The 21,125-nt window shown below is 73.2% G+C and carries 21 protein-coding genes; 7 read left to right on the top strand and 14 right to left on the bottom strand.

Annotated elements, in window-relative coordinates; translation table 11 throughout:
* Positions 1-18: 18 nt before the first annotated feature.
* Positions 19-2,184: an APC family permease gene (locus tag ACWD3O_RS10725; protein ID WP_451415631.1), complete on the bottom strand. Its 2,166-nt coding sequence runs from the start codon at positions 2,182-2,184 to the stop codon at positions 19-21.
* Positions 2,185-2,427: 243 nt separating this feature from the next.
* Between ACWD3O_RS10725 and ACWD3O_RS10730 the strand changes: the two genes are divergently transcribed.
* Positions 2,428-3,099, top strand: coding sequence for an NAD-binding protein (locus tag ACWD3O_RS10730; protein ID WP_451409157.1), 672 nt, complete (start codon positions 2,428-2,430; stop codon positions 3,097-3,099).
* Positions 3,099-3,767, top strand: coding sequence for a potassium channel family protein (locus ACWD3O_RS10735; RefSeq protein WP_451409156.1), 669 nt, complete (start codon positions 3,099-3,101; stop codon positions 3,765-3,767). The genes ACWD3O_RS10730 and ACWD3O_RS10735 overlap by 1 nt, the downstream gene beginning before the upstream one ends.
* A 192-nt stretch (positions 3,768-3,959) precedes the next feature.
* Here the strand turns inward: ACWD3O_RS10735 and ACWD3O_RS10740 are convergent, their stop codons facing one another.
* From ACWD3O_RS10740 to ACWD3O_RS10760, 5 genes are all read right to left on the bottom strand, one after another.
* Positions 3,960-4,763, bottom strand: coding sequence for a DUF3159 domain-containing protein (locus ACWD3O_RS10740; RefSeq protein ID WP_451415632.1), 804 nt, complete (start codon positions 4,761-4,763; stop codon positions 3,960-3,962).
* Positions 4,764-4,766: 3 nt separating this feature from the next.
* On the bottom strand, positions 4,767-5,165 hold the full coding sequence (locus ACWD3O_RS10745) for an OB-fold nucleic acid binding domain-containing protein (protein WP_451415633.1): 399 nt from the start codon (positions 5,163-5,165) through the stop codon (positions 4,767-4,769).
* A 239-nt stretch (positions 5,166-5,404) separates the two neighbouring features.
* Positions 5,405-6,169, bottom strand: a complete 765-nt coding sequence (locus ACWD3O_RS10750) for a DUF3710 domain-containing protein (RefSeq protein WP_356133660.1) — start codon at positions 6,167-6,169, stop codon at positions 5,405-5,407.
* Position 6,170: 1 nt separating this feature from the next.
* Complete coding sequence (gene dut, locus ACWD3O_RS10755) at positions 6,171-6,665, bottom strand: dUTP diphosphatase (protein WP_451409536.1); 495 nt, start codon at positions 6,663-6,665, stop codon at positions 6,171-6,173.
* Positions 6,666-6,679: 14 nt separating this feature from the next.
* A complete protein-coding gene (locus ACWD3O_RS10760; protein ID WP_451415634.1) occupies positions 6,680-7,264 on the bottom strand; it encodes a PaaI family thioesterase in 585 nt (194 codons plus the stop codon).
* Positions 7,265-7,320: 56 nt separating this feature from the next.
* Between ACWD3O_RS10760 and ACWD3O_RS10765 the strand changes: the two genes are divergently transcribed.
* Positions 7,321-7,869, top strand: a complete 549-nt coding sequence (locus ACWD3O_RS10765) for a DUF3093 domain-containing protein (protein WP_451409152.1) — start codon at positions 7,321-7,323, stop codon at positions 7,867-7,869.
* A gap of 29 nt (positions 7,870-7,898) precedes the next feature.
* Here the strand turns inward: ACWD3O_RS10765 and ACWD3O_RS10770 are convergent, their stop codons facing one another.
* The 7 genes from ACWD3O_RS10770 to ACWD3O_RS10800 form a co-directional block, all read right to left on the bottom strand.
* On the bottom strand, positions 7,899-8,624 hold the full coding sequence (locus ACWD3O_RS10770) for a hypothetical protein (RefSeq protein ID WP_451415635.1): 726 nt from the start codon (positions 8,622-8,624) through the stop codon (positions 7,899-7,901).
* A gap of 244 nt (positions 8,625-8,868) precedes the next feature.
* Positions 8,869-9,165, bottom strand: a complete 297-nt coding sequence (locus ACWD3O_RS10775) for a DUF4193 domain-containing protein (protein ID WP_005481602.1) — start codon at positions 9,163-9,165, stop codon at positions 8,869-8,871.
* 381 nt (positions 9,166-9,546) lie between these two features.
* Positions 9,547-10,803 carry a sensor histidine kinase gene (locus ACWD3O_RS10780; protein WP_451415636.1) on the bottom strand — a complete coding sequence of 419 codons (1,257 nt, stop codon included), beginning with the start codon at positions 10,801-10,803 and terminating at the stop codon, positions 9,547-9,549.
* Positions 10,804-10,807: 4 nt separating this feature from the next.
* Entirely contained in the window at positions 10,808-11,461 is a 654-nt protein-coding gene (locus ACWD3O_RS10785; RefSeq protein WP_356133672.1) for a response regulator transcription factor, read from the bottom strand.
* A gap of 346 nt (positions 11,462-11,807) precedes the next feature.
* Complete coding sequence (locus tag ACWD3O_RS10790) at positions 11,808-11,981, bottom strand: hypothetical protein (protein WP_356133674.1); 174 nt, start codon at positions 11,979-11,981, stop codon at positions 11,808-11,810.
* 327 nt (positions 11,982-12,308) lie between these two features.
* Positions 12,309-13,139 carry an inositol monophosphatase family protein gene (locus tag ACWD3O_RS10795; protein ID WP_451415637.1) on the bottom strand — a complete coding sequence of 277 codons (831 nt, stop codon included), beginning with the start codon at positions 13,137-13,139 and terminating at the stop codon, positions 12,309-12,311.
* A 170-nt stretch (positions 13,140-13,309) separates the two neighbouring features.
* Positions 13,310-14,440 (bottom strand): ferrochelatase, encoded by a 1,131-nt coding sequence (locus tag ACWD3O_RS10800; RefSeq protein WP_451409148.1) that lies wholly within the window; start codon positions 14,438-14,440, stop codon positions 13,310-13,312.
* Positions 14,441-14,667: 227 nt separating this feature from the next.
* Between ACWD3O_RS10800 and ACWD3O_RS10805 the strand changes: the two genes are divergently transcribed.
* From ACWD3O_RS10805 to sepH, 3 genes are all read left to right on the top strand, one after another.
* Positions 14,668-15,918, top strand: a complete 1,251-nt coding sequence (locus tag ACWD3O_RS10805) for an MFS transporter (protein WP_451409147.1) — start codon at positions 14,668-14,670, stop codon at positions 15,916-15,918.
* Positions 15,866-17,197, top strand: coding sequence for a D-arabinono-1,4-lactone oxidase (locus ACWD3O_RS10810; protein ID WP_451415638.1), 1,332 nt, complete (start codon positions 15,866-15,868; stop codon positions 17,195-17,197). Before ACWD3O_RS10805 ends, ACWD3O_RS10810 begins: the two co-directional genes overlap by 53 nt.
* A 491-nt stretch (positions 17,198-17,688) precedes the next feature.
* Positions 17,689-18,738: a septation protein SepH gene (gene sepH / locus ACWD3O_RS10815; protein WP_451415639.1), complete on the top strand. Its 1,050-nt coding sequence runs from the start codon at positions 17,689-17,691 to the stop codon at positions 18,736-18,738.
* Between the two features lie 45 nt (positions 18,739-18,783).
* Here the strand turns inward: sepH and ACWD3O_RS10820 are convergent, their stop codons facing one another.
* Positions 18,784-19,641, bottom strand: a complete 858-nt coding sequence (locus ACWD3O_RS10820; protein ID WP_451415640.1) for a sulfurtransferase — start codon at positions 19,639-19,641, stop codon at positions 18,784-18,786.
* A 306-nt stretch (positions 19,642-19,947) separates the two neighbouring features.
* Here ACWD3O_RS10820 and ACWD3O_RS10825 point away from each other — a divergent pair, with 306 nt between their 5' ends.
* Positions 19,948-20,814, top strand: coding sequence for a VOC family protein (locus tag ACWD3O_RS10825; RefSeq protein ID WP_451409143.1), 867 nt, complete (start codon positions 19,948-19,950; stop codon positions 20,812-20,814).
* Positions 20,815-21,125 lie beyond the last annotated feature (311 nt).

Consider the following 21,125-nt stretch of genomic DNA (forward strand, 5'->3'; position numbering starts at 1 on the left):
CCGGTCGGCCCGGAGCGATCAGCGGGACGCGTCCCCGCCGCCGCTGCCCGGGCCGCTGCCGTCACCACGGTGGTCGCCCTTGCCACCGCCGGTGCCGTTGCCACGGCCGTCACCGCCACCGCCACCGCCCTTGCCGTTGCGGTCGCGTCGCTCGCCGTTGCGGGAAGGGATGGCAGGCCCGCGCCGCACCGCACCGGGGGCGTTCCAGTCGGCCCGCCTCCGGGCCCGTCGGCGGGCGATCTCGGAGGACTCCAGCTGGTACGGCACCGAGGTGACCATCACACCGGGCTGGAAGAGCAGCCGGCCCTTGAGCCGCAGCGCGCTCTGGTTGTGCAGGAGCTGCTCGTACCAGTGGCCGACCACGTACTCCGGGATGTAGACGGACACCACGTCCCGCGGCGATTCCCTGCGGAGGTTCTTGACGTACTCGACGACCGGGCGGGTGACCTCCCGGTACGGCGAGTCCAGGACCTTGAGCGGGACGCCGATCCGGCGCCGGTCCCACTCGGCGCGCAGTTCCCTGGTCTCGGCGGCGTCGACGTTGACGGTGAGCGCCTCCAGGGTGTCCGAGCGCATCATCCGGGCGTAGCTCAGCGCCCGCAGGGCCGGCTTGTGGACCTTGGAGACCAGGACGACCGAGTGCACGCGGGAGGGCCGCCGGCTCTCGTCGCCCGGCTCCTCCGGGGCCGCGATCTCCTCGGAGACCCGGTCGTAGTGCCGCCGGATCGTGGTCATCACGCCGTAGAAGATCACCATGCCCAGCAGGGCCACCCACGCACCGTGGGTGAACTTGGTGAGCAGCACCACGACCAGCACCAGGCCGGTGAAGGTGGCGCCGAAGGCGTTGATGGCGCGGGAGCGGTGCATCCGGCGGCGGGCGGTCTGGTCCCGCTCGGTCGCCAGGTGGCGGTTCCAGTGCCGGACCATGCCGATCTGGCTGATGGTGAAGGAGACGAAGACGCCCACGATGTACAGCTGGATCAGCCGCGTGGAGTCCGCGTCGTAGACCACGACCAGCAGGGCGGCCGCGCCGGCCAGCAGCACGATGCCGTTGGAGAAGGCGAGGCGGTCGCCGCGGGTGTGGAGCTGGCGCGGCAGGTAGCGGTCCTGGGCCAGGATCGAGCCGAGCACCGGGAAGCCGTTGTAGGCCGTGTTGGCGGCGAGGAAGAGGACGAGGGCGGTGGCCCCGGCGAGGATCAGGAACGGCAGGGTGTTGTGCCCGAAGACCGCCTCGGCGACCTGGGAGATCACCGGGTGCTGCACGTAGTCGCCGCCCACCGGCCGCCCGTTCTCCAGCAGGTCGTGGGCGGGCGACTCCGCCATCTTGACCCCGGTGGCCATCGCCAGGGCGATGATCCCGCAGAACATGGTGACGGCGATCGCGCCCATCAGCAGCAGCGTGGTCGCCGCGTTGCGGGACTTCGGCTTGCGGAAGGCGGGGACGCCGTTGGAGATGGCCTCCACGCCGGTCAGTGCGGCGCAGCCGGAGGAGAAGGCGCGCAGCAGCAGGAAGACGAGGGCGAAGCCGGCGATCCCCTCGTGCTCGGCGCGGATCTCGAAGTCGGCGGTGGGCGCCCGCAGCTCGTCGCCGAGGAACATCCCCCGGAACGCGCCCCAGAGGATCATGGCGAAGACGCCGGTGACGAAGACGTACGTCGGGATGGCGAAGAGCTTGCCGGACTCCCTGACCCCGCGCAGGTTCATCAGGGTCAGCAGCACGATCACGCCGACCGCGCAGGCGACCTTGTGCTCGACCACGAACGGCACGGCCGAGCCCAGGTTCTCGATGCCCGAGGAGATGGACACCGCCACGGTGAGCACGTAGTCGACCAGCAGGGCGCTGGCGACGGCCTTGCCGGCCCGGCGGCCCAGGTTGGTGGTGGCGACCTCGTAGTCGCCGCCGCCGCTGGGGTAGGCGTGCACGTTCTGCCGGTAGGAGGCCACGACGGTGAACATCAGCACCACGACCGCGGCGGCGATCCACGGGCTGAACTGGTACGCCGACACACCCGCGATCGACAGGACGAGCAGCACCTCTCCCGGGGCGTAGGCCACGGAGGAGAGGGGGTCGGAGGCGAAGACGGGAAGGGCGACCCTCTTCGGCAGGAGGGTCTCCCCGAGCCGGTCGCTGCGCAGTGCGCGCCCGATGAGGATGCGTTTGGGCACGTCGGTCAGTTTGGACACGACAGAGGATCGTAGGCCCGCCGGGTGGGCGGACCCAGCCAGGGACATCAGGATCGCGTTAAGGGAAGCAAAACATCGCCAAGGCTTTACCCGGCCGGTGCGGGGGGTGGTTTGCTCCGGACGCTGCGTGTGTACCTTGGGCGGCTGTCTGAGACCCTGTTCCTGTCGACCGGGCACGCCGGCCGGCGAACGGACAGCTCGACACACGTGCAGAGCGACAATCGCGACACCGGAAGGACGGTCGTGCACATCGTCATCATGGGCTGCGGACGCGTAGGCGCCGCTCTCGCCCAGACCTTGGAGCAGCAGGGGCACACGGTCGCCGTGATCGACCGTGACCCCACCGCCTTCCGCCGGCTGGGCTCCGGCTTCGGGGGCCGCCGCGTCACCGGCGTGGGGTTCGACCAGGACACCCTGCGTGAGGCAGGGATCGAGGACGCCGGCGCCTTCGCCGCCGTCTCCAGCGGCGACAACTCCAACATCATCGCCGCCCGGGTGGCGCGTGAGATGTTCGGCATCGAGCACGTCGCCGCGCGCATCTACGACCCGCGGCGGGCGGAGGTCTACCAGCGTCTGGGCATCCCGACGGTGGCGACGGTCCGCTGGACGGCCGACCAGATGCTGCGCCGGCTGCTGCCCTCGGGCGCGGAGCCGCTGTGGCGCGACCCCACCGGCGGCGTCCAGCTGGCCGAGGTGCACACCTCCCCGGCGTGGATCGGCCACCGGATCAGCAGGCTGCAGGACGAGACGGGGGTGCGCGTGGCGTTCCTCACCCGGTTCGGCGAGACGATGATCCCGAGTTCGCAGACCGTCCTCCAGGACGGCGACCTGGTCCACGTCATGATGCGGACCGAGGACGTGGCCGAGGTCGAGGCCGCGTTCGCGAAGGGTCCCGAAGAGGAGGCCGGTCACTGATGAGGGTCGCCATTGCCGGTGCCGGTGCCGTCGGCCGCTCGATCGCGGGCGAGCTGCTGGAGAACGGCCACGAGGTACTGCTGATCGACAAGGCGCCGACCGCCATCTCCGTGGAGCGGGTGCCCCGCGCGGAGTGGCTGCTGGCCGACGCCTGCGAGATCACCTCGCTGGACGAGGCGGCGCTGCAGCGCTGCAACGTGGTCATCGCCGCGACCGGCGACGACAAGGTCAACCTGGTCGTCTCGCTGCTCGCGAAGACCGAGTACGGGGTGCCGCGCGTCGTCGCCCGGGTGAACAACCCGAAGAACGAGTGGCTCTTCAACGAGGCGTGGGGCGTGGACGTCGCCGTCTCGACGCCGCGACTGATGTCCGCGCTGGTGGAGGAGGCGGTCAGCGTCGGCGACCTGGTGCGCCTGCTGCGCTTCAGCCACGGCGACGCCAACCTGGTCGAGCTGACCCTGCCCCCGGAGTCGGCGCTGGCCGGCACGCGGGTGGGGGACGTGGCCTGGCCGCAGGACACCTCGCTGGTCACCATCATCCGCGGCTCGCGGGTGCTGGCCCCGTCCCCGGAGGACTCGCTGGAGGCCGGCGACGAGCTCCTCTTCGTGGCCGCGCAGGACCGCGAGGAGCAGCTGGAGAGCCTGCTCTCGGTGCGCAACAGCGTCTGAGTCCCGCGAGTCCCGCGGCACGCGGACCACGGAACGGCGAAGGGCCCGGTGACCTCCCCGGCAGGGGACGGTTACCGGGCCCTTCGCCGGTGGTGCCTGGGGTGGTGACTGGGTGGTGGCGGGGATGGCGTGCCGCTCAGGCGCCGGTCAGGCAGGTCAGGCCACTCGGCCCACTCGGCCCGCTCAGACCGGTCAGGCGTCCCGGCGGTGCCGTCCGCCCCGCTCGGACGCGCCCTCGGTCGCGGGGTCCTCGGCGTCCGTCCGCGCCTCGGCGGCGGCGTCGACGGCCGCGGCGGCCTCGGCCTCGGCCCGTTCGCGCTCCTCCATCTCGGCGAAGACGTCGATGGGGGCGGGCGCCTTGGCCAGGAAGACCCAGGTCAGCCAGACCGCCAGCAGGAACGGCGGGATCTTCAGCGAGATCAGCACCCAGCCGAGTTCGGTGGTGTCGGCCCACCAGTACAGCGGGAAGAGGATGGCGCACTTGGCGAGCAGGATCAGGCCCCAGGCGATGCTGGCCTTGGAGTAGGCCCTCCTGCGCCCGGGGTTCCGGTGGCGCCAGGACAGGTTCTCCTTGAACAGCGGCCCGAGGATCACGCCGATCAGCGGGAAGCCCAGCGCCGTCGACACCAGGTAGGCCAGCGCGAGGCCCAGCGTGTAGAGCATGCCGGGCAGGTAGAAGTCCTTGGCCTCGCCGGTCATCATGGCGAACACGACGCCGAAGGCCACGCCGAAGACGCCGCTGAAGGCGTGCTTCACGGTGTCCTTGCGCACCAGCCGGACCACGCCCAGCAGCAGGGACACCGCCAGGGCGGCGATCGCCGAGCTGTGCAGGTCCTGGTTGACGGTGTAGATCGTGACGAAGATCAGGCCGGGCACGACCGTCTCGATCATGCCGCGGACGCCGCCGAACGCCTCGCCGAGCGCGGCCTGGGTCACCGCGCGTGAGTCCTGCTCCGTCTGCGGTGCCTCTTCGGTCGGCTTGTCGAGGGACGTCACCGGCTACTCCCGTCCGAGGGGTCTCAGTTCGTAATGCGGATTGAACAGCACGCGGCGGCCGTGGATCAGGGTGAGCCGCCCCGACGCGATCAGCCTGCGGCCGGGTTCCACGCCCACGATGGAACGTCTGCCCAGCCACACCAGGTCCAGGGAGGCCGAACCGTCGAACAGTTCCGCCTCCAGGGCCGGGACCCCGGCCCGCGGGCGCAAGGTGACCGTGCGCAAGGTACCAGTGACCGTGACCACTTCACGGTCACTGCAGTCACCTATTCGGGTCATTCCCGCGGTGTCCGTCTCCTCCCGCAGCTCCTCGGACTCCAGGTCCTCCTGGGACGAGGAGAGCCGGTCGATCATGCGGCGGAAGCGGCCCACCGGCTTGTCGGAACGGGGGACAGCGTTCATGTCTGCAGCCTACCGGGGGTGTGGGAGGGCCCGGAACCCAAGCGGAACGCGGCCTTCCCCACGCTCCTGGGCCCACCCCCCTCAACGCCCGGCCCCTGCCCCGCGTTCCCGCACCGCCGCACTCGCCCGCGCCCCTGCGGGGAATCGTGCCGCCGGGGCCGTGGGGGTGGCCAGGCCGCGCTGCGGGCCCCGGCGAAAGAAGTGAGCCGCGCCCCATGGGGGGCGCGGCTCGGGGTGGGTCAGCGGACTTCGGAGATCTCCGGGCCCCGCTGGAGCTGGCCGATGCCGCCCGCGAACCGGGACCCCTGGTCCTCGGCCGGCGCCTGCATCCCCTCGGCCACCATCTGCGCGTCGTTCGGCAGCTTCAGCACGATCGGGTCGCGCGGCGCCATCGGCCCCTCGCCCCGCACCACGACCGTGTCGCGGAAGATGTGCTCGAGCAGCCCCGCGGCCTCGGGGTGCACCGCGCCCTGCCCGGAGATCACGCCCCGCAGGAACCAGCGCGGGCCGTCGACGCCGACGAACCGCACGACCTGGAAGCCGCCCGTGCCGTCGGGCAGCTTCACCGGCACCTGGGCCCGCAGCTCCCAGCCCAGCGGCCCCTCGACCTCGTCGACGATGCCCCCCTGCTGGGTGATGCCGGAGGCGATCTCCTCGCGCACCTCGCCCCAGATGCCCTCGCGCTTGGGTGCGGCGAAGGCCTGGAGCTGGACGGCGCTGTCGCGCAGCACGACGGTCGCGGCGACGATGGCGTCACCGGCGACCTCCACGCGCAGTTCCATGCCGTCGACTCCCGGCACGAAGAGGCCTCCGAGGTCGACCCGGCCCTCGCCCGGCTCACGGACCTCGGAGCTGTCCCACGGGCCGTCGGGACGCGGGGCCGGCTCCAGCCGCACCCGCTCCTGCTCGGCCTCGTCCGCCCCGCTGCCGACACCGCCGACGACCTGCTCGGCCTCGCCCGCCGCGCCGTCGGCGGCTGTGCCCTTCTTGCGACGTCCGAACACGTCACTGTCCTTCCCGGTCGGATACGACCGAACCGTATCGATTCCCACCCGCCAAGTCGCCCACCGCGGCATGACCGCCGGTGGACCCGAAGCCCCCCGCGGCCCGTACCGAGCCGGGAAGTTCCGCCACCTCCTGGAAGCGGACCCTCTCGACCTGCTGGACGACCAGTTGCGCGATCCGGTCGAAGCGCTCGAACCGCACGGACTCGCGCGGGTCGAGATTCACCACGATCACCTTGATCTCCCCACGGTACCCGGCATCCACCGTCCCTGGGGCGTTCACCAGTGCCACACCGCAGCGCGCGGCAAGACCGGAGCGCGGGTGCACGAAGGCCGCGTACCCCTCGGGGAGGGCGATCGACACCCCTGTGGGCAGGACGGCCCGCTCGCCGGGGGCCAGCTCGCACGCCTCGGTGGTGCGCAGGTCGGCCCCGGCGTCGCCGGGGTGGGCGTAGGAGGGCAGCGGCACCTCGGGGTCGATACGGCGGATCAGCACCTCGAGGGGACCGCTCACGGGTTCACCTCGAAGGCGCGGGACTGGCGGCGCACGTCGGGGTCGTCCATGACCGCGCGGATGTCCTCCTCGCGGCCGTTCTCGATGAAGTGGTCCACCTTGACCTCGACGAACAGGGCGTCGGCGCGGACCGCCACGGGGCCGTCGGGGCCGTCCAGGCGCCCCTCGGCGGTGGCGTAGATCTTGCGGCCGGCCCGGGCGGTGACCTCGGCGTCGATGTGCAGCACGCTGCCGACCGGCACCGGGCGCAGGTAGTCGGTCTCCAGCCGGCCGGTGACCGCGATGGTGCGCAGCAGCCAGGTGAGGGCGCCCAGCGCCTCGTCGAGCGCGCTGGCCAGGACGCCGCCGTGGGCGAGGCCGGGCGCGCCCTGGTGCTCGGGCCGCACGGTGAACTCGGCGGTGAGGTCGACGCCCTCGCCCGCGCGGGCGGCCAGGTGCAGGCCGTGGGGCTGACCGGAGCCGCAGCCGAAACAGTTCGCGTAGTGGGAGCCGATGGGCTCGCCGGGGGCGGGCGCCTCCGGGTGCCGCACCGGGGCGGTCGCGTCGGCGGGGGGTTGCACAGCCCTGTTCGTAGCACTCACGGCGCAGACCTTACCCGCGCGTACGCGACGGGCCGACACCGTGCCAAGCTGGAGGCATGGAGCGTTCCCCCTCGCAGAGCCCCCGTCAGAGCCCTCCGCAGGGCACCGGCCCCTCGCCCTCCGCGGCGTCCCCGGCCGCCCCGGTCAGGGCCGTCGTGTCGTACGACGAGCGGCTGTCCGCGCCCTGGCACTGGTGGCTGTACTGCCTGCTGCTGGGCGTCGCGGCGGCGCTGGTGGTCTATCCGTTCGGGGTGCTGCCCATGCTGGGCGGGCTGGCGCTGGGCGCCGCGGCCTCCGCGATGGTGGTGAGCTCCTACGGCTCGGCGCGGATCCGGGTGGCGGGCGACGCGCTGATCGCGGGCGGGGCGCGGGTGCCGCTGTCCGCGCTGGGCGAGGCGGAGGTGCTGGATCCCGCCGAGGCGCGGGCCTGGCGGACCCACAAGGCCGATCCGCGCGCGTTCCTGCTGCTGCGGGCGTACGTGCCGAGGGCGCTGCGGATCGTGGTCGTCGACCCTCAGGACCCGACGCCGTACCTGTACCTGTCCTCGCGCGAGCCGGAGCGGCTGGCGGCGGCGGTGGAGGCGGCGCGTACGACGGCCGGCTGAGCGTCGCGCGGCCGGGGGACCGGCCGCGCTCAGTCCTGCCGGGGCTCCCCGGTTCCGGGGGGCAGCGGTGGCCCTCCGCCTGCCTGCCCGGTGCCTGCCTGCCCGGTGCCGTCCTGCCCGGTGCCGTCCTGCCCGGTCAGGGGCAGCTGCAGGGGTTCGGCGGGCTTGTCCAGCGGGGGCAGCTTCTCCAGCCGGTCCCAGGGGACCTGCCGGGTGCGCAGGTCGGCGCGGATATGTTCGGCGAACCGCCGGGTGTCACGCCGGTTGACGACGGCTCCCACCGTGGCGCCCACCATGAAGGGCAGCAGGTTCGGGACGTTGCGGATGACGCGTCGCTTGAGCTGCTTGCGCAGCTGGCGCTTGAGCCCGCTGTCGGCCACGTGGCGGTAGGTGGTGGGCCGGGCGGGGTCGACCCCGTGTTCGGAGGCCCAGGCGCCGAGGTAGGCGGTGCTGCGGGTCCGCAGGTCGCCCGCGGGGCGCTGTCCGTAGACCTCGTGGAGTTCGGCCACCAGCTTGAGCTCTATCGCGGCGACGCCGCTGATCTCGGTGGCCATGCCGGCGGCCCAGGCGGGCGGGACCGGCAGCATGTTGGCGGCGCCGACGCCGGCGCCCACGACCGCGGTGGCCTTGGCCGCTCCGGCGACGAGCCGGTCGGCGATCTTCTCGGGGCCGAGCCCGGGGAAGTGCCGTCGCAGGGTCGCGAGGTCGCGCACCGGGATCCGGGGCGCCATGGCGACCATGCGGTCGACGCTCACGCCGAGAAGGGCGTGGAGCCGGCCTTCAGCCCGCCGCCGGGCGGCGGGCTCGTCGGGCGTGGCCGGCGCCGGGAGGCCGCCGCCGGCCGGTTCGAGCGGGGCTCCTTCGCCTGTCACGGCTTCGGTGCCCCGCTCGTCGACGTCACGCGCGTCGTGCGAGCCGTCGAGCGGCTCGAGGTCCGCTCCCCGTTTCCGGGAGCGGCGCTTCCAGGGAGGGGTCGAGCCAGGCACGGCCGACCCCGCCTCAGTCGCAGTCGCGGCAGATCGGCTGACCGTTCTTCTCGCGGGCCAGCTGGCTGCGGTGGTGCACCAGGAAGCAGCTCATGCAGGTGAACTCGTCCTGCTGCTTCGGCAGCACCCGGACGGCGAGCTCCTCGTTGGAGAGGTCCGCTCCGGGCAGTTCCAGGCCCTCGGCGGCCTCGAACTCGTCGACGTCCACCGCGGAGGTGGACTTGTCGTTCCGGCGTGCCTTCAGTTCTTCCAGGCTGTCCGAGTCGACGTCGTCGTCGGTCTTGCGTGGAGTGTCGTAGTCGGTTGCCATGTCGCTCTCCCCCTCTGGGTGGTCTTGGGTGTCTCCAGCGCACTAACGCGTGAGAGGCCGGACTTGTGCCCGACCTGAGGCGGAGATTTTGCCTCACATCAAGGTCTGTTACTCAATCGACACCCAACCGGACTCCCGAAGAGTGATCGGCACGGATGGCGAACCGGACCGTACACCCTGCGAATGCCCTAGTCCAAAGGCGTCATTCCGTGTACTGCCCGCCATCAGGACGCCCGAAAACCCGGATTTTCCTCATTTTCGGAGCCGATTGTCGTCACGGAGCGTAGATGCTTTCCGTGACACTCCTGTGATCGATCACACACCCCCTCCACGGACGCGACACTCCGGGATTCAGCGCAGAGCGAACACGCCGTCACTCGTTCAGAGGGGGAGCGTGACGCGCATCACCAGACCGCCGCCCTCCCGGGGGACTGCCGTGATGTGTCCGCCGTGCGCCCGGGCGACCGACCGGACGATGGAGAGCCCCAGTCCGACGCCCTTGTCGCTGCCGGTCCGCTCGGTCCTCAGGCGGCGGAACGGCTCGAAGAGGTTGTCGATCTCGTAGGCCGGCACGACCGGGCCGGTGTTGCCGACCACCAGGACCGCCTGGCCGTGCTCCACGCCCGTGGTGACCTCGACCCAGCCGTCCTCGGGCTGGTTGTACCGCACGGCGTTCTGCACCAGGTTGAGGGCGATCCGCTCCAGCAGCACGCCGTTGCCCTGCACCACCGCCGAGGACCGTTCGCCGCGGAACTCCACGCCCCGCTCGGCGGCCTCGCCGCGCACCTGGTCCAGGGCGCGGGCGGCCACCTCGGCGAGGTCCACCGGTTTGCGTTCGACGATCTGGTTGTCGCTGCGGGCCAGCAGCAGCAGGCCCTCGACCAGTTGCTCGCTGCGTTCGTTGGTGGCCAGCAGGGTCCGGCCGAGCTGCTGGAGCTCGGGCGGCGCGGCGGGGTCCGAGAGGTGCACCTCCAGCAGGGTGCGGTTGATCGCCAGCGGCGTGCGCAGCTCGTGCGAGGCGTTGCCGACGAACCGCTGCTGGGCGGTGAAGGCCCGCTGGAGCCTCTCCAGCATGTCGTCGAAGGTGTCCGCGAGCTCCTTGAGCTCGTCGTCCGGGCCGTCCAGCTCGATCCGCCGGGACAGGTCGGATCCGGCCACCGCGCGGGCGGTGCGCATGATCCGCCCCAGGGGCGAGAGCACCCGCCCGGCCATCGCGTAGCCGAAGGCGAAGGCGATCACCGCGAGCCCCAGCAGGGCCAGCAGGGAGCGGCTGAGCAGGCTGTCCAGGGCGGCCTGGCGCTCGAGGTCGATGCACCGGGCGATCTCCGCGTTGAACTGAGCGAGGGGCAGCTCGCCCTGGTTGACCGCGGGGCACCGGCCGCTGGAGACCCTGAGGCCGCTGAACTCGACGATCTTGAACGGCGGCTGGTTGCCCGTGGAGATCGCCTGGGCGGCCAGCAGGTAGATCATCGACAGCAGCACGATCCCGGCGACCAGGAACATGCCGCCGTAGAGCAGCGTGAGCCGTATCCGGATCGTCGGGCGCAGCCACGGGAAGGACGAGTGCTGTTCCTTGGGGTCCCAGGTGGGCCGCGGCGGGACCCGTGGCGGCGGGGGCGGGTGCGGGGTGGAGGCCACGGCGTCAGATCCGGTAGCCGGAACCGGGCACGGTGATGATCACCGGGGGTTCGCCCAGCTTGCGGCGCAGCGTCATCACCGTCACCCGCACCACGTTGGTGAAGGGGTCGGTGTTCTCGTCCCAGGCCTTCTCCAGCAGTTGCTCCGCCGACACGACGGCGCCCTCGCTGCGCATCAGCACCTCGAGCACCGCGAACTCCTTCGGCGCGAGCTGGATCTGCCGACCGTCGCGGAACACCTCGCGCCGGTTGGGGTCGAGCTTGATGCCGGCCCGCTCCAGCACCGGTGGGAGCGGCATGCTGGTGCGCCGTCCCAGAGCCCGCACGCGGGCGATGAGCTCGCTGAACGCGAAGGGCTTGGGGAGGTAGTCGTCGGCGCCCAGCTCCAGGCCGGCGACCCGGTCGCTGACGTCGCCGGAGGCGGTGAGCATCAGCACCCGGGTGGGGGCGCCCAGCTCGACGACCCGGCGGCACACGTCGTCCCCGTGCACCAGCGGCAGGTCCCGGTCGAGGACGACCACGTCGTAGTCGTTCACGCCGATGCGCTCCAGGGCGGCGGCGCCGTCGTAGACGACGTCGACCGCCATCGCCTCACGGCGCAGCCCGGTGGCCACCGCATCCGCGAGCAGCTGCTCGTCCTCGACGACGAGTACGCGCACGTCGGCCTTCCTTCCTGAACATCCACCGGCCTGACGTCTTCCGGTGGTACCGGCCTCCATCCTGCCTCTTCGGCCGGTAAGTCGGAGGTAAGGCGGGAGGCTGCCGGGCAGCCGAACGGGCCCCGGCGGATGCCGGGGCCCGTCGACGGAACAGGGTGGTGCGGTGGTGCGTGCTGCGGTGCCGGGTGGTGCGGTGCCGCCGGGTGGCGGGTGGTGCGGTGCCCCCGGGGGTGGTGCCGGCACTGCGATGCCGCCGGGTGGCGGGTGGTGCCGGTACTGCGGTGCCGGGTGGTGCGGGTGCCGGGGCGACGGCACCTGGGCGCGCGGCGCCCCTGGCGGGGCTCGGTCAGGCGCTCGCGGCGCCGACCTCCACCCCGTGCTCGGCGGCCAGGCGGCGCAGGTCGTCCAGCTCACCCTGCTCCACCTCGGCGGCGAACTCGTCGCCCTCGTCGCGGGCCCGCGTGAGGTGCGACTCGGCAGCCCTTATGCGCTGGAGAAGCCCTGCGGTGAATGCGTCCATGCGGCGCCCCCTCGTCCTGGGTCGTGGGTCGGGAAGGGACGATCACGCGGGCCGTGCGTCCGGCCGTGCCTCCGGGGAAACGGGACACCGGACGGGGCCGTGACGTGCCGGATGGTGCTACGGCACGTGCGGAGCGTGATCGCGGGGTTGAGACCGTCCTCCCCACGCGTCACGTGACGGAAACCTTGGGCGGCAAGAAAATCTGGCATAGGCCAGGGGTTCGGCTCCAGGACACCTCCGGTCCATGTGCGCAGGTCACCGCGGGTCAACCGGCCCGCGGGCCCCCGGCGCGGCGCGCGAGGGGCCCGCGGTGAAACAGCTCACACCTCAGTCGTGCCAGGCGCCCAGGCGCTCCAGGAGGCTCTGGAGGGGCTCCACGACACCGGCCGTGGCGGCCACCGTGAGGTCGTCGGAGGGCCGCTCGCCCGGGCGGCCGCCGGTGACGGCCCCGGCCTCCCGGGCGATCAGGTCGCCGGCCGCCCGGTCCCAGGGGTGCAGGCCCCGCTCGTAGTAGCCGTCGAGCCGCCCGGCGGCCAGGTCGCACAGGTCGACGGCGGCGGACCCGCCGCGCCGGATGTCGCGGACCAGGGGCAGCAGTGCGCGCGCCACCTCGGCCTGGTGGGTGCGCACGGCGGTCACGTAGTTGAACCCGGTGGCGATCAGCGCCTGGTCCAGGGGCGGCGACGGCCGCACGGCCAGCTTCCGCTCCCCGTCCCAGGAGAGGCCGGTCACCCAGGCTCCGCCGCCGAGCACGGCGTGGAAGGCCTCGCCGCGCATCGGGATCTCCACCGCGCCGGCCAGGGTCTCGCCGTCGAGTTCGGCGGCGATGGAGACCGACCAGGACGGCAGGCCGTAGAGGTAGTTCACGGTGCCGTCGAGCGGGTCGACCACCCAGCGCACCCCGCTGGTGCCGACGGAGGAGGCGCCCTCCTCGCCGAGGAAGCCGTCCTCGGGCCGCCGGGCGGAGATCAGGTCGACGATCAGCTTTTCGGCGGCGATGTCCATCTCGGTGACCACGTCGATGGGGCTGGACTTGGTGGCCGCCACCTCCAGGTCGGCGGGGCGTCCGTCGCGCAGCAGCTCACCGGCCCGGCGGGCCGCCTCCCGGGCGATCTCCAGCAGTTCCCGGCGCAATTCCGTCCGGTGCGGTTCCGTCACGGTGTCCTCGCGTCCTCTCGGTCCGGTGGGGTGCGGTGCGGTGCGGGCGGTGCGGTGCGGTGCGGGCCGTGCGATCCGGTGCGGTGCGGGACGGTGCGAGGGAGGCGGGGTGGGGCGGCGCGCTCGCCGTCCCGCACCCGCCCAGCCCTGCCCCGCCCCGTCCGCCCCCGTCAGGCGTACGGGCTGTCCGCGCCCGCGGCGGCGGGCTTCGGGTCACGCGCCGCGGGACAGCAGCCCACCGGGCAGACGTTGTGGCTGGGGCCGAGCGCGCCCAGGGCGCAGGGCGTCACCCGCTGCCCGCGTTCGACCGCCGCCCTCTCCACGATCATGTCCCGGATCGCGGCCGCGAACCGGGGATCGGCGCCCACGGTCGCGGAACGGCGGACCGGCAGGCCCAGCTCCTCGGCCTTCGCCTTCGCCTCGGTGTCGAGGTCGTACAGGACCTCCATGTGGTCGGAGACGAAGCCGATCGGGACCATCACCACGGCCGGGGCGCCGGCCGCGTGCCGCTCCTCGAGGTGGTCGCAGATGTCCGGCTCCAGCCACGGGATGTGCGGGGCGCCGGACCGCGACTGGTAGACGAGTTGCCAGGGCCGCTCGACCCCGGTGCGCTCGCGCACGGCGTCGGCGATCACCTGGGCGACGTCGAGGTGCTGACGGACGTAGGCGCCGCCGTCCCCGTGGTCCTCCACCGGGCCGGAGGTGTCGGCGGCCGCGGTCGGGATGGAGTGCGTGGTGAACGCCAGGTGGGCGCCGTCGCGCACCTCCTCGGGAAGGTCGGCGAGGGCCTCGACCACGCCGTCGATCATCGGGTCCACGAAGCCGGGGTGGTTGAAGTAGTGCCGCAGCTTGTCCACCCGCGGCGGTTCGAGCCCTTCCGCCTCCAGGGTCGCCAGGGCGTCCGCGAGGTTCTCGCGGTACTGGCGGCAGCCGGAGTACGAGGCGTAGGCGCTGGTGGCCAGCACCAGGACGCGGCGGCGTCCGTCGCGGACCATCTCGCGGAGGGTGTCGGTCAGGTAGGGGGCCCAGTTGCGGTTGCCCCAGTAGACCGGCAGGTCCAGCCCGTGCTCCGCGAAGTCCTTGCGCAGGGCTCCGAGGAGCTCGCGGTTCTGGTCGTTGATCGGACTGACGCCGCCGAACAGGAAGTAGTGCTGACCCACCTCCTTGAGGCGTTCCTTGGGGATGCCGCGCCCCCGGGTGACGTTCTCCAGGAACGGGACCACGTCGTCGGGGCCCTCGGGGCCGCCGAAGGAGAGCAGCAGCAATGCGTCGTAAGGGGAGGATTCGAGCACATCTGGCATGCCTAGATCTTCCCACCAGCCACCGACGGCGGGGCAAGCGGGCCGCCCGGCCGAGTCGTCCGGCCGAGCCCTCCGCCCGGACCGTCCGGAGCCCTGCGCCCCCTCTGCCCCCGCGCTCCCCTCGGACCGCCCGTACACCCGGGCACACCTGGTCGAAACAGCCGTAAGCTGTATCGGCCAACCACTTCGTGACCAGGGCCGCGACGCCCCTTTTCCCCGGAGAGCCCGTGCCCACGCCCTACCGCGCCCTCTTCGCGTCTCCCGGCACCCGCAGCTTCGCCGCCGCGGGACTCGTCGGGCGCATGCCGCTGTCCATGATGGGCATCGGCGTGGTCACCATGATCTCCCAGGTCACCGGCCGGTACGGACTGGCCGGCGCCCTCTCGGCGACCATCGCGCTCTCCTCCGCCCTCCTAGGACCCCAGATATCCCGGCTGGTCGACCGCCTCGGGCAGAGCCGGGTGCTGCGCCCGGCGGTGCTGGTGGCGCTGACCGGGGCGGCCGGCCTGCTGCTGGCGACCCGGTTCCGCTGGCCGGACTGGACACTGTTCGTCTTCGCCGCGCTGATCGGCTGCGTGCCGAGCCTGGGCTCGATGGTGCGCGCCCGCTGGGCCGTCCTCTACCGCGGCACCCCGCTGCTGCACACCGCCTACTCCTTCGAGTCGGTGATCGACGAGGTGTGCTTCATCGTCGGCCCGATCGTCTCCATCGGCCTGTCCACCGCCTGGTTCCCGGAGTCCGGGCCGCTGCTTGCGGCGGTGTTCCTGGCGACCGGCGTCTTCTGGCTGACCTCTCAGCGCGCCACCGAGCCGCGGCCGCATCCGCCGGAGGAGCACGTGCGGGGCAGCGCCCTGCGCTCCCCCGGTCTGCAGGTCCTGGTGGTCACCTTCGTGGCGACGGGCACCATCTTCGGCGCGGTGGACGTGGTGACGGTGGCCTTCGCCGAGGAGCTGGGCCACAAGTCGGCGGCCAGCCTGGTGCTGGCGGTGTACGCGGCGGGCTCCTGCGCCGCCGGACTGGTCTTCGGCGTGCTGCGCGTGCAGGGCCGTCCGGAAAGGCGCTGGCTGGTGGGCGTCTGTGCGATGGCCGCGAGTATGATCCCCCTCCAACTGGTCGGGAACCTGCCGTTCTTGGCCGTGGCGCTGTTCGTCGCGGGCCTCTTCATCGCTCCCACGATGATCACCACGATGTCCCTGATCGAGCAGCACGTACCACGCGCGCAGTTGACCGAGGGCATGACCTGGATCAGCACCGGCCTGGCGGTCGGCGTCGCGCTCGGTTCCTCGGCGGCCGGTCTGGTGATCGACGCGGCCGGGGCGCGGACCGGGTACGTGGTTCCGGCGGTCGCCGGGGCCGTCGCGGTGGCGGTCGGTTTCCTGGGATACCGCCGGCTCCTCAGGCCGGCTCCGTGGCGGGGAGGCACCGTTGTCGAACAGCACGGCGAGCGCGCGGGCGAGGCAGAGCGGAACCTGGCGTAACTGGGCGGGCAACGTCAGCGCCCGCCCCGCCGAACAGGCCTCCCCCGGCAGCGCCGAGGAGGTCGCCGAGACGGTGCGCCGGGCGGCGGAGCGGGGACTGCGGGTGAAGCCGGCCGGCAGCGGCCACTCCTTCACCGCGGCCGCGGCCACCGACGGCGTGCTCCTCCGGCCCGAACGGCTGGCCGGGGTGCACCGCATCGACCGGGATGCGGGCACGGTGACCGTCGGTGCCGGGACCCCCCTGAAGCAGCTGAACGCCGCGCTGGCCGGCGAGGGGCTGTCGCTGACCAACATGGGCGACATCATGGAGCAGACGGTCTCCGGTGCCGTCGGCACGGGGACCCACGGCACCGGGCGGCAGTCCGGCTCGATCGCCGCGCAGGTGGTCGCCCTCGACCTGGTCACCGCCGACGGCTCGGTGCTCACCTGCTCCCGCGAGGAGAACGCCGAGGTGTTCGCCGCGGCGCGGATCGGCCTGGGCGCCCTGGGCGTGGTCACCTCGCTCACCTTCGCGGTGGAGCCGGTCTTCCTGCTCACCGCCCGCGAGGAGCCGATGAGCTTCGAGCGGGTGACCGCCTCCTTCGAGGAACTCTGGGCGGGCAACGAGCACTTCGAGTTCTACTGGTTCCCGCACACCGGCAACTGCAACACCAAGCGCAACAACCGCAGCCCCGGCCCGCCGCGTCCGCTGGGGCGCGCGGGCGCCTGGTTCGAGGACGAGTTCCTGTCCAACGGCGTCTTCGAGGTGGTCAACCGGTTCGGCCGGGCGGTGCCGGCGGCCATACCGGCGATCGCGCGGATGTCCAGCCGCGCGCTCTCCTCGCGCACCTACACCGACATCCCGTACAAGGTGTTCACCTCACCGCGCCGGGTGCGGTTCGTGGAGATGGAGTACGCCCTGCCGCGGGAGGCCGTGGTGGACGCGCTGCGCGAACTGCGGTCCATGATCGACCGGTCGGGGCTGCGGATCAGCTTCCCGGTGGAGGTCCGCACCGCGCCCGCCGACGACATACCGCTGTCCACCGCCTCCGGCCGGGACAGCGCCTACATAGCCGTGCACATGTTCCAGGGGACCCCGTACCAGGCCTACTTCACCATGGCGGAACGCATCTTCACCGCGTACGAGGGCCGTCCGCACTGGGGCAAGGTCCACAGCAGGGACGCGGAGTACCTCTCCGGGGTCTACCCCCGTTTCGGTGAGTTCCGGGAACTGCGGAACCGGCTGGATCCCGACCGGCGTTTCCAGAACGACTACCTGAGGCGGGTACTGGGCGAGTAGCGGCCGAGGGGCGGACCTTCGGTGACCGGTCCGGCGGGCCCGCGGCGGTGCGGGTGATTGGAACCGGCGGGACGGGGCAGGGATCAGGGGCGTGGACCGGGGCGTGAACTGCGCCACGTTGCAAGGGCCTTGCGGCCCTTGAAGCGTCGGGCCGAGGCGATCTTGGGGCGACCCGCCCCGATTCGACCGGCGCGCCAATCCACGCACGTGGCCCAAATGGAGTAGTGTTCAGAGCCCTGGGTCCGGACTCCCGCCTGGGCGCCCGCGATCCGTCAGGAGCGCCGGGGAGGGAGGCTGGTGCGCAGGGTGACCGATGTGGGTCACTTGACGTTGCAAACAGGTAACCGTGCCATGGCGGTGTGCCTGGGCCCGGCGCCCGACACGCCGGGCAACTCGGCAAGGTTGTGGCAGGCTGCACCCGGGCAGGCCACACTCGACTAGCGGAAGCAGCGACGCACGTGACGTCGGCAGGCACCACCCGGGAGGTCCCCATGCCCGAACTGCGTGTCGTGGCCGTCTCCAATGACGGCACACGGCTGGTGCTCAAGGCTGCGGACAGCACGGAGTACACGCTTCCGATCGACGAACGGCTGCGCGCCGCCGTACGCGGCGACCGCCCCCGTCTCGGACAGATCGAGATCGAGGTGGAGAGCCACCTCCGCCCCCGCGACATCCAGGCCCGTATAAGGGCGGGTGCCACCGCGGAGGAGGTCGCCCAGCTGGCCGGCATCCCGGTGGACCGGGTGAGGCGTTTCGAGGGCCCCGTGCTGGCCGAGCGCGCCTTCATGGCGGAGCGCGCCCGCAAGACCCCGGTGCGACGCCCGGGCGAGAACACCGGCCCCCCGCTGGGCGAGGCGGTGCAGGAGCGGCTGCTGCTGCGCGGCGCCGACAAGGACACGGTGCAGTGGGACTCCTGGCGCCGGGACGACGGCACCTGGGAAGTGCTGCTGGTCTACCGCGTGGCGGGCGAGCCCCACACGGCGAGCTGGACCTACGACCCGCCGCGCCGCCTGGTCACCGCGGTGGACGACGAGGCGCGGTCGCTGATCGGCGAGTCCGACGACCTCGGCCCGGCGGAGCCGGCGCACCCGTTTGTGCCGCGGATCGCCCGCCTGCCGCGCGACCGCGACCGTGACCGGGACAGGGACCGGGACCGCGGTGACCGGCCGGAGCGCGCGGTGGTGCCGGCGCAGGCGCAGCCGTCGGATCCGGTGGAGGAGAGCGGGGACTCGCTCACCAGCCTGCTGGAGGCGGTGCCGAGCTTCCGGGGCGACCTGGTGGTGCCGGAGCGGCCCGGAGACGGGGCCGACGGACCCGACACGGAGCCGGACGTCGAGGAACCGCCGGCCGCGTCCGCGGGGGCGGGTTCCGCCTACGCGGACGTGCTGATGCCGCGGGCGGTCAGCAGCCACCGTGACCGTCTGATCGGGGCGACCGACCGGCAGGCCGAGGCGGACGGGGTCCGCCCGGGCCGCCGGGCCGCGGTCCCGAGCTGGGACGAGATCGTCTTCGGCACGCGCCGCAAGAAGAACTCGGAGTAGCCGCCTCCCGGCCGACGCGCGCGCCGCGTCGGCCGGACGGTGTGCTCAGCCCCTGGCGACCGGGCGGGAGGGGTCGGTGACCCACTCGGACCAGGAACCGGGATAGAGGGCCGCCCGGATGCCCACCAGTTCCAGCGCCAGGACCTCCTGCGCCGCGGAGACGCCCGAGCCGCAGTAGACGCCCACCCGGGCACCCTCCTTCGCCGCGCCCAACTCGGCGTAGTGAGCGGCCAGTTCGCCCAGCGGCCGGAACCGGCCGTCGGGGCCCGTGTTGAGCGAGGTGGGCGCGGACACCGCGCCGGGGATGTGACCGCCGACCGGATCCACCGGCTCGACCTCCCCCCGGTACCGCTCCCCCGCCCGCGCGTCCAGCAGCAGGCCCCCGCGGGCGAGTTCGGCGGCACCCGCCGCGTCGACCACCGGCATGCCTCCCGGCTCCGGCACGAAGTCGCCCTCCTCGGGCGCGGGTCCGGGCCCCTCCGCCAGCGGCCCGCGCCAGGCCGGCAGGCCGCCGTCCAGCACCCGCACGTCCCTGTGGCCGGCCCACCGCAGCAGCCACCACGCCCGAGCCGCGCCCCAGCCGATACCTCCGTCGTAGGCGACGACCGGCCGCCCCGCGGACACCCCGGCCCGGCGCAGGGCCGCGGCCAGGACGCCGAGGTCCGGGAGCGGGTGGCGGCCACCCTCCCCCGGCGGCCCGGCGAGCTCCCGGTCCAGGTCGACGTAGGCCGCGCCCGGCAGGTGCCCGCGCTCGTACTCGGCACGTCCGTCGAACCCGGGTTCCCCGTTCGCCTTGGCGACGCTCAACTGCCAGCGCACGTCGAGCAGCACGGGAGGAGTCGGGCCGTCCAGCAGTCCGGCCAGTTCGGCGGCCGTCACCAGTGCAGAGTTCATGCCCCGCATCCTGCCCGACCCGCCGCCGCCCCGGCCAACCGGCGGGCCGCTCCCGCCCGGAGCGGTCGGCCCCTGCGTACGCCACGCCGGACGGGGCCCCGGATGGCCACACCGCGCCGCGTTGGCTACGCTGCTCCGCCACGGCGGCTTCGGTCACGCACCGCGCACGTTCGCGCACAGCGCGTGCGGACGGCGTACAGAGGTGAACAGCGCGCGTAACAGCGGTGCATGTTCCGGCCCGGGGCGGGGATCCGCCGAGAAGACAGAACCCTCCGACTCCCCGGAAAAAGGGGTACGGAAACCATGAAAAGACCGATGACGGACAGAACGGGGGCGGCCGACGTGAGCGACTTCTCCACCACCGGACGCGCACCGGGCGCCCCCGGGGCGCCCTGCTGGGTGAGTCTGATGACGCGGAACCTGGGCCTCGCCCGGGACTTCTACGGCCCGCTGCTGGGCTGGAAGTTCCTCCCCGGCACGCGCCACCGCGGGAACGAGCTGATCGCCACGGCCCAGGGCCGCCCGGTCGCCGGCATCGGCCTGCTGCCCTCGGGTGTCCGGCTGCCCAGCGTCTGGACGCCCTTCCTCGGTGCCGACGACGTGGACGGCGCGGCCCTGGCGATCCGTCAGTGCGGCGGCACCGTGGGCGTGGGTCCGCTGGACGACGCCGAGGGCGGACGTCTGGCGTTCTGCTCCGACCCGTCCGGCGCGGTGTTCGGGGTGCGCCGCCTGCCGCCCGCCTACCCGCCGCCGGCCCCGGACCGCCCGGGCTCCCCGACCTGGCTCGAACTGGTGGTGGCGGAGGCGCCGTTCGCGGCCAAGTTCTACGAGACGGTCTTCGGCCTGCGGCGGGAGAGCGCCCCCTCGCCGGTCGCGGAGCGGGTGGTGCTGCGTCACGCGGGCCGGCCGGTCCTCGGCATCCGGGGCGTGGGCCCGTCGGTCCACCGCGGTGGTGGGGCGCACTGGCTGGCCTGTTTCGCCGCCGAGGACGTGGACCGCGCGGCGGCCCGTGCGGTGGAACTCGGCGGGCGGATCACCCGGCCGCCCGCCGACGGTCCCGACGGCCGTTCGGTCCAGCTGACCGACCCCGAGGGCACCTTCTTCGGCCTGCTCACCCCGCCGGCCCGCCGCCTCCGGGAGGCGACGAGCACGGCGCCGGAGACGGGCGTCGGCTCGGGCTGACCGGAGGCCCGGCGCCCGCCTCGGCCTCACCCGCGTCCCCGCCCTCGCCCCCGCCGCACCCGCGTAACCGCCCGCCCGCGCCGGACCCGCGCCCGCGCCGCGCCCGTGCCCGTGCCCGCGCCCGCTCGGCAGCGGGCCGGGCGTCAGGGCGGGCCCGGACGCGGGTGCGGCGGTCCGAGGGGTGAGGGCGCCGCTCCATGCGGCGTCGCGTGCCGTCACGGCGGCGAAGTCCCCGCTGCGCGCACGGAGTTCGCGCGTCCCGGCCATCTCCCGCGGGTGCTCCGTCCGCCGGTGCCGGCGCGGCACCTCCC

The sequence above is a fragment of the Streptomyces sp. NPDC002640 genome (assembly GCF_053592575.1).

What these genes read in the sequence shown, in the direction of transcription:
- ACWD3O_RS10820 (WP_451415640.1), bottom strand. Translation starts at nt 19,641, where the DNA reads ATGCGGGGCATGAACTCTGCACTGGTGACGGCCGCCGAACTGGCCGGA.
- ACWD3O_RS10800 (WP_451409148.1), bottom strand. Translation starts at nt 14,440, where the DNA reads ATGCCAGATGTGCTCGAATCCTCCCCTTACGACGCATTGCTGCTGCTC.
- ACWD3O_RS10825 (WP_451409143.1), top strand. Translation starts at nt 19,948, where the DNA reads ATGACGGACAGAACGGGGGCGGCCGACGTGAGCGACTTCTCCACCACC.
- ACWD3O_RS10765 (WP_451409152.1), top strand. Translation starts at nt 7,321, where the DNA reads ATGGAGCGTTCCCCCTCGCAGAGCCCCCGTCAGAGCCCTCCGCAGGGC.
- sepH (WP_451415639.1), top strand. Translation starts at nt 17,689, where the DNA reads ATGCCCGAACTGCGTGTCGTGGCCGTCTCCAATGACGGCACACGGCTG.
- ACWD3O_RS10745 (WP_451415633.1), bottom strand. Translation starts at nt 5,165, where the DNA reads ATGAACGCTGTCCCCCGTTCCGACAAGCCGGTGGGCCGCTTCCGCCGC.
- ACWD3O_RS10735 (WP_451409156.1), top strand. Translation starts at nt 3,099, where the DNA reads ATGAGGGTCGCCATTGCCGGTGCCGGTGCCGTCGGCCGCTCGATCGCG.
- ACWD3O_RS10775 (WP_005481602.1), bottom strand. Translation starts at nt 9,165, where the DNA reads ATGGCAACCGACTACGACACTCCACGCAAGACCGACGACGACGTCGAC.
- ACWD3O_RS10790 (WP_356133674.1), bottom strand. Translation starts at nt 11,981, where the DNA reads ATGGACGCATTCACCGCAGGGCTTCTCCAGCGCATAAGGGCTGCCGAG.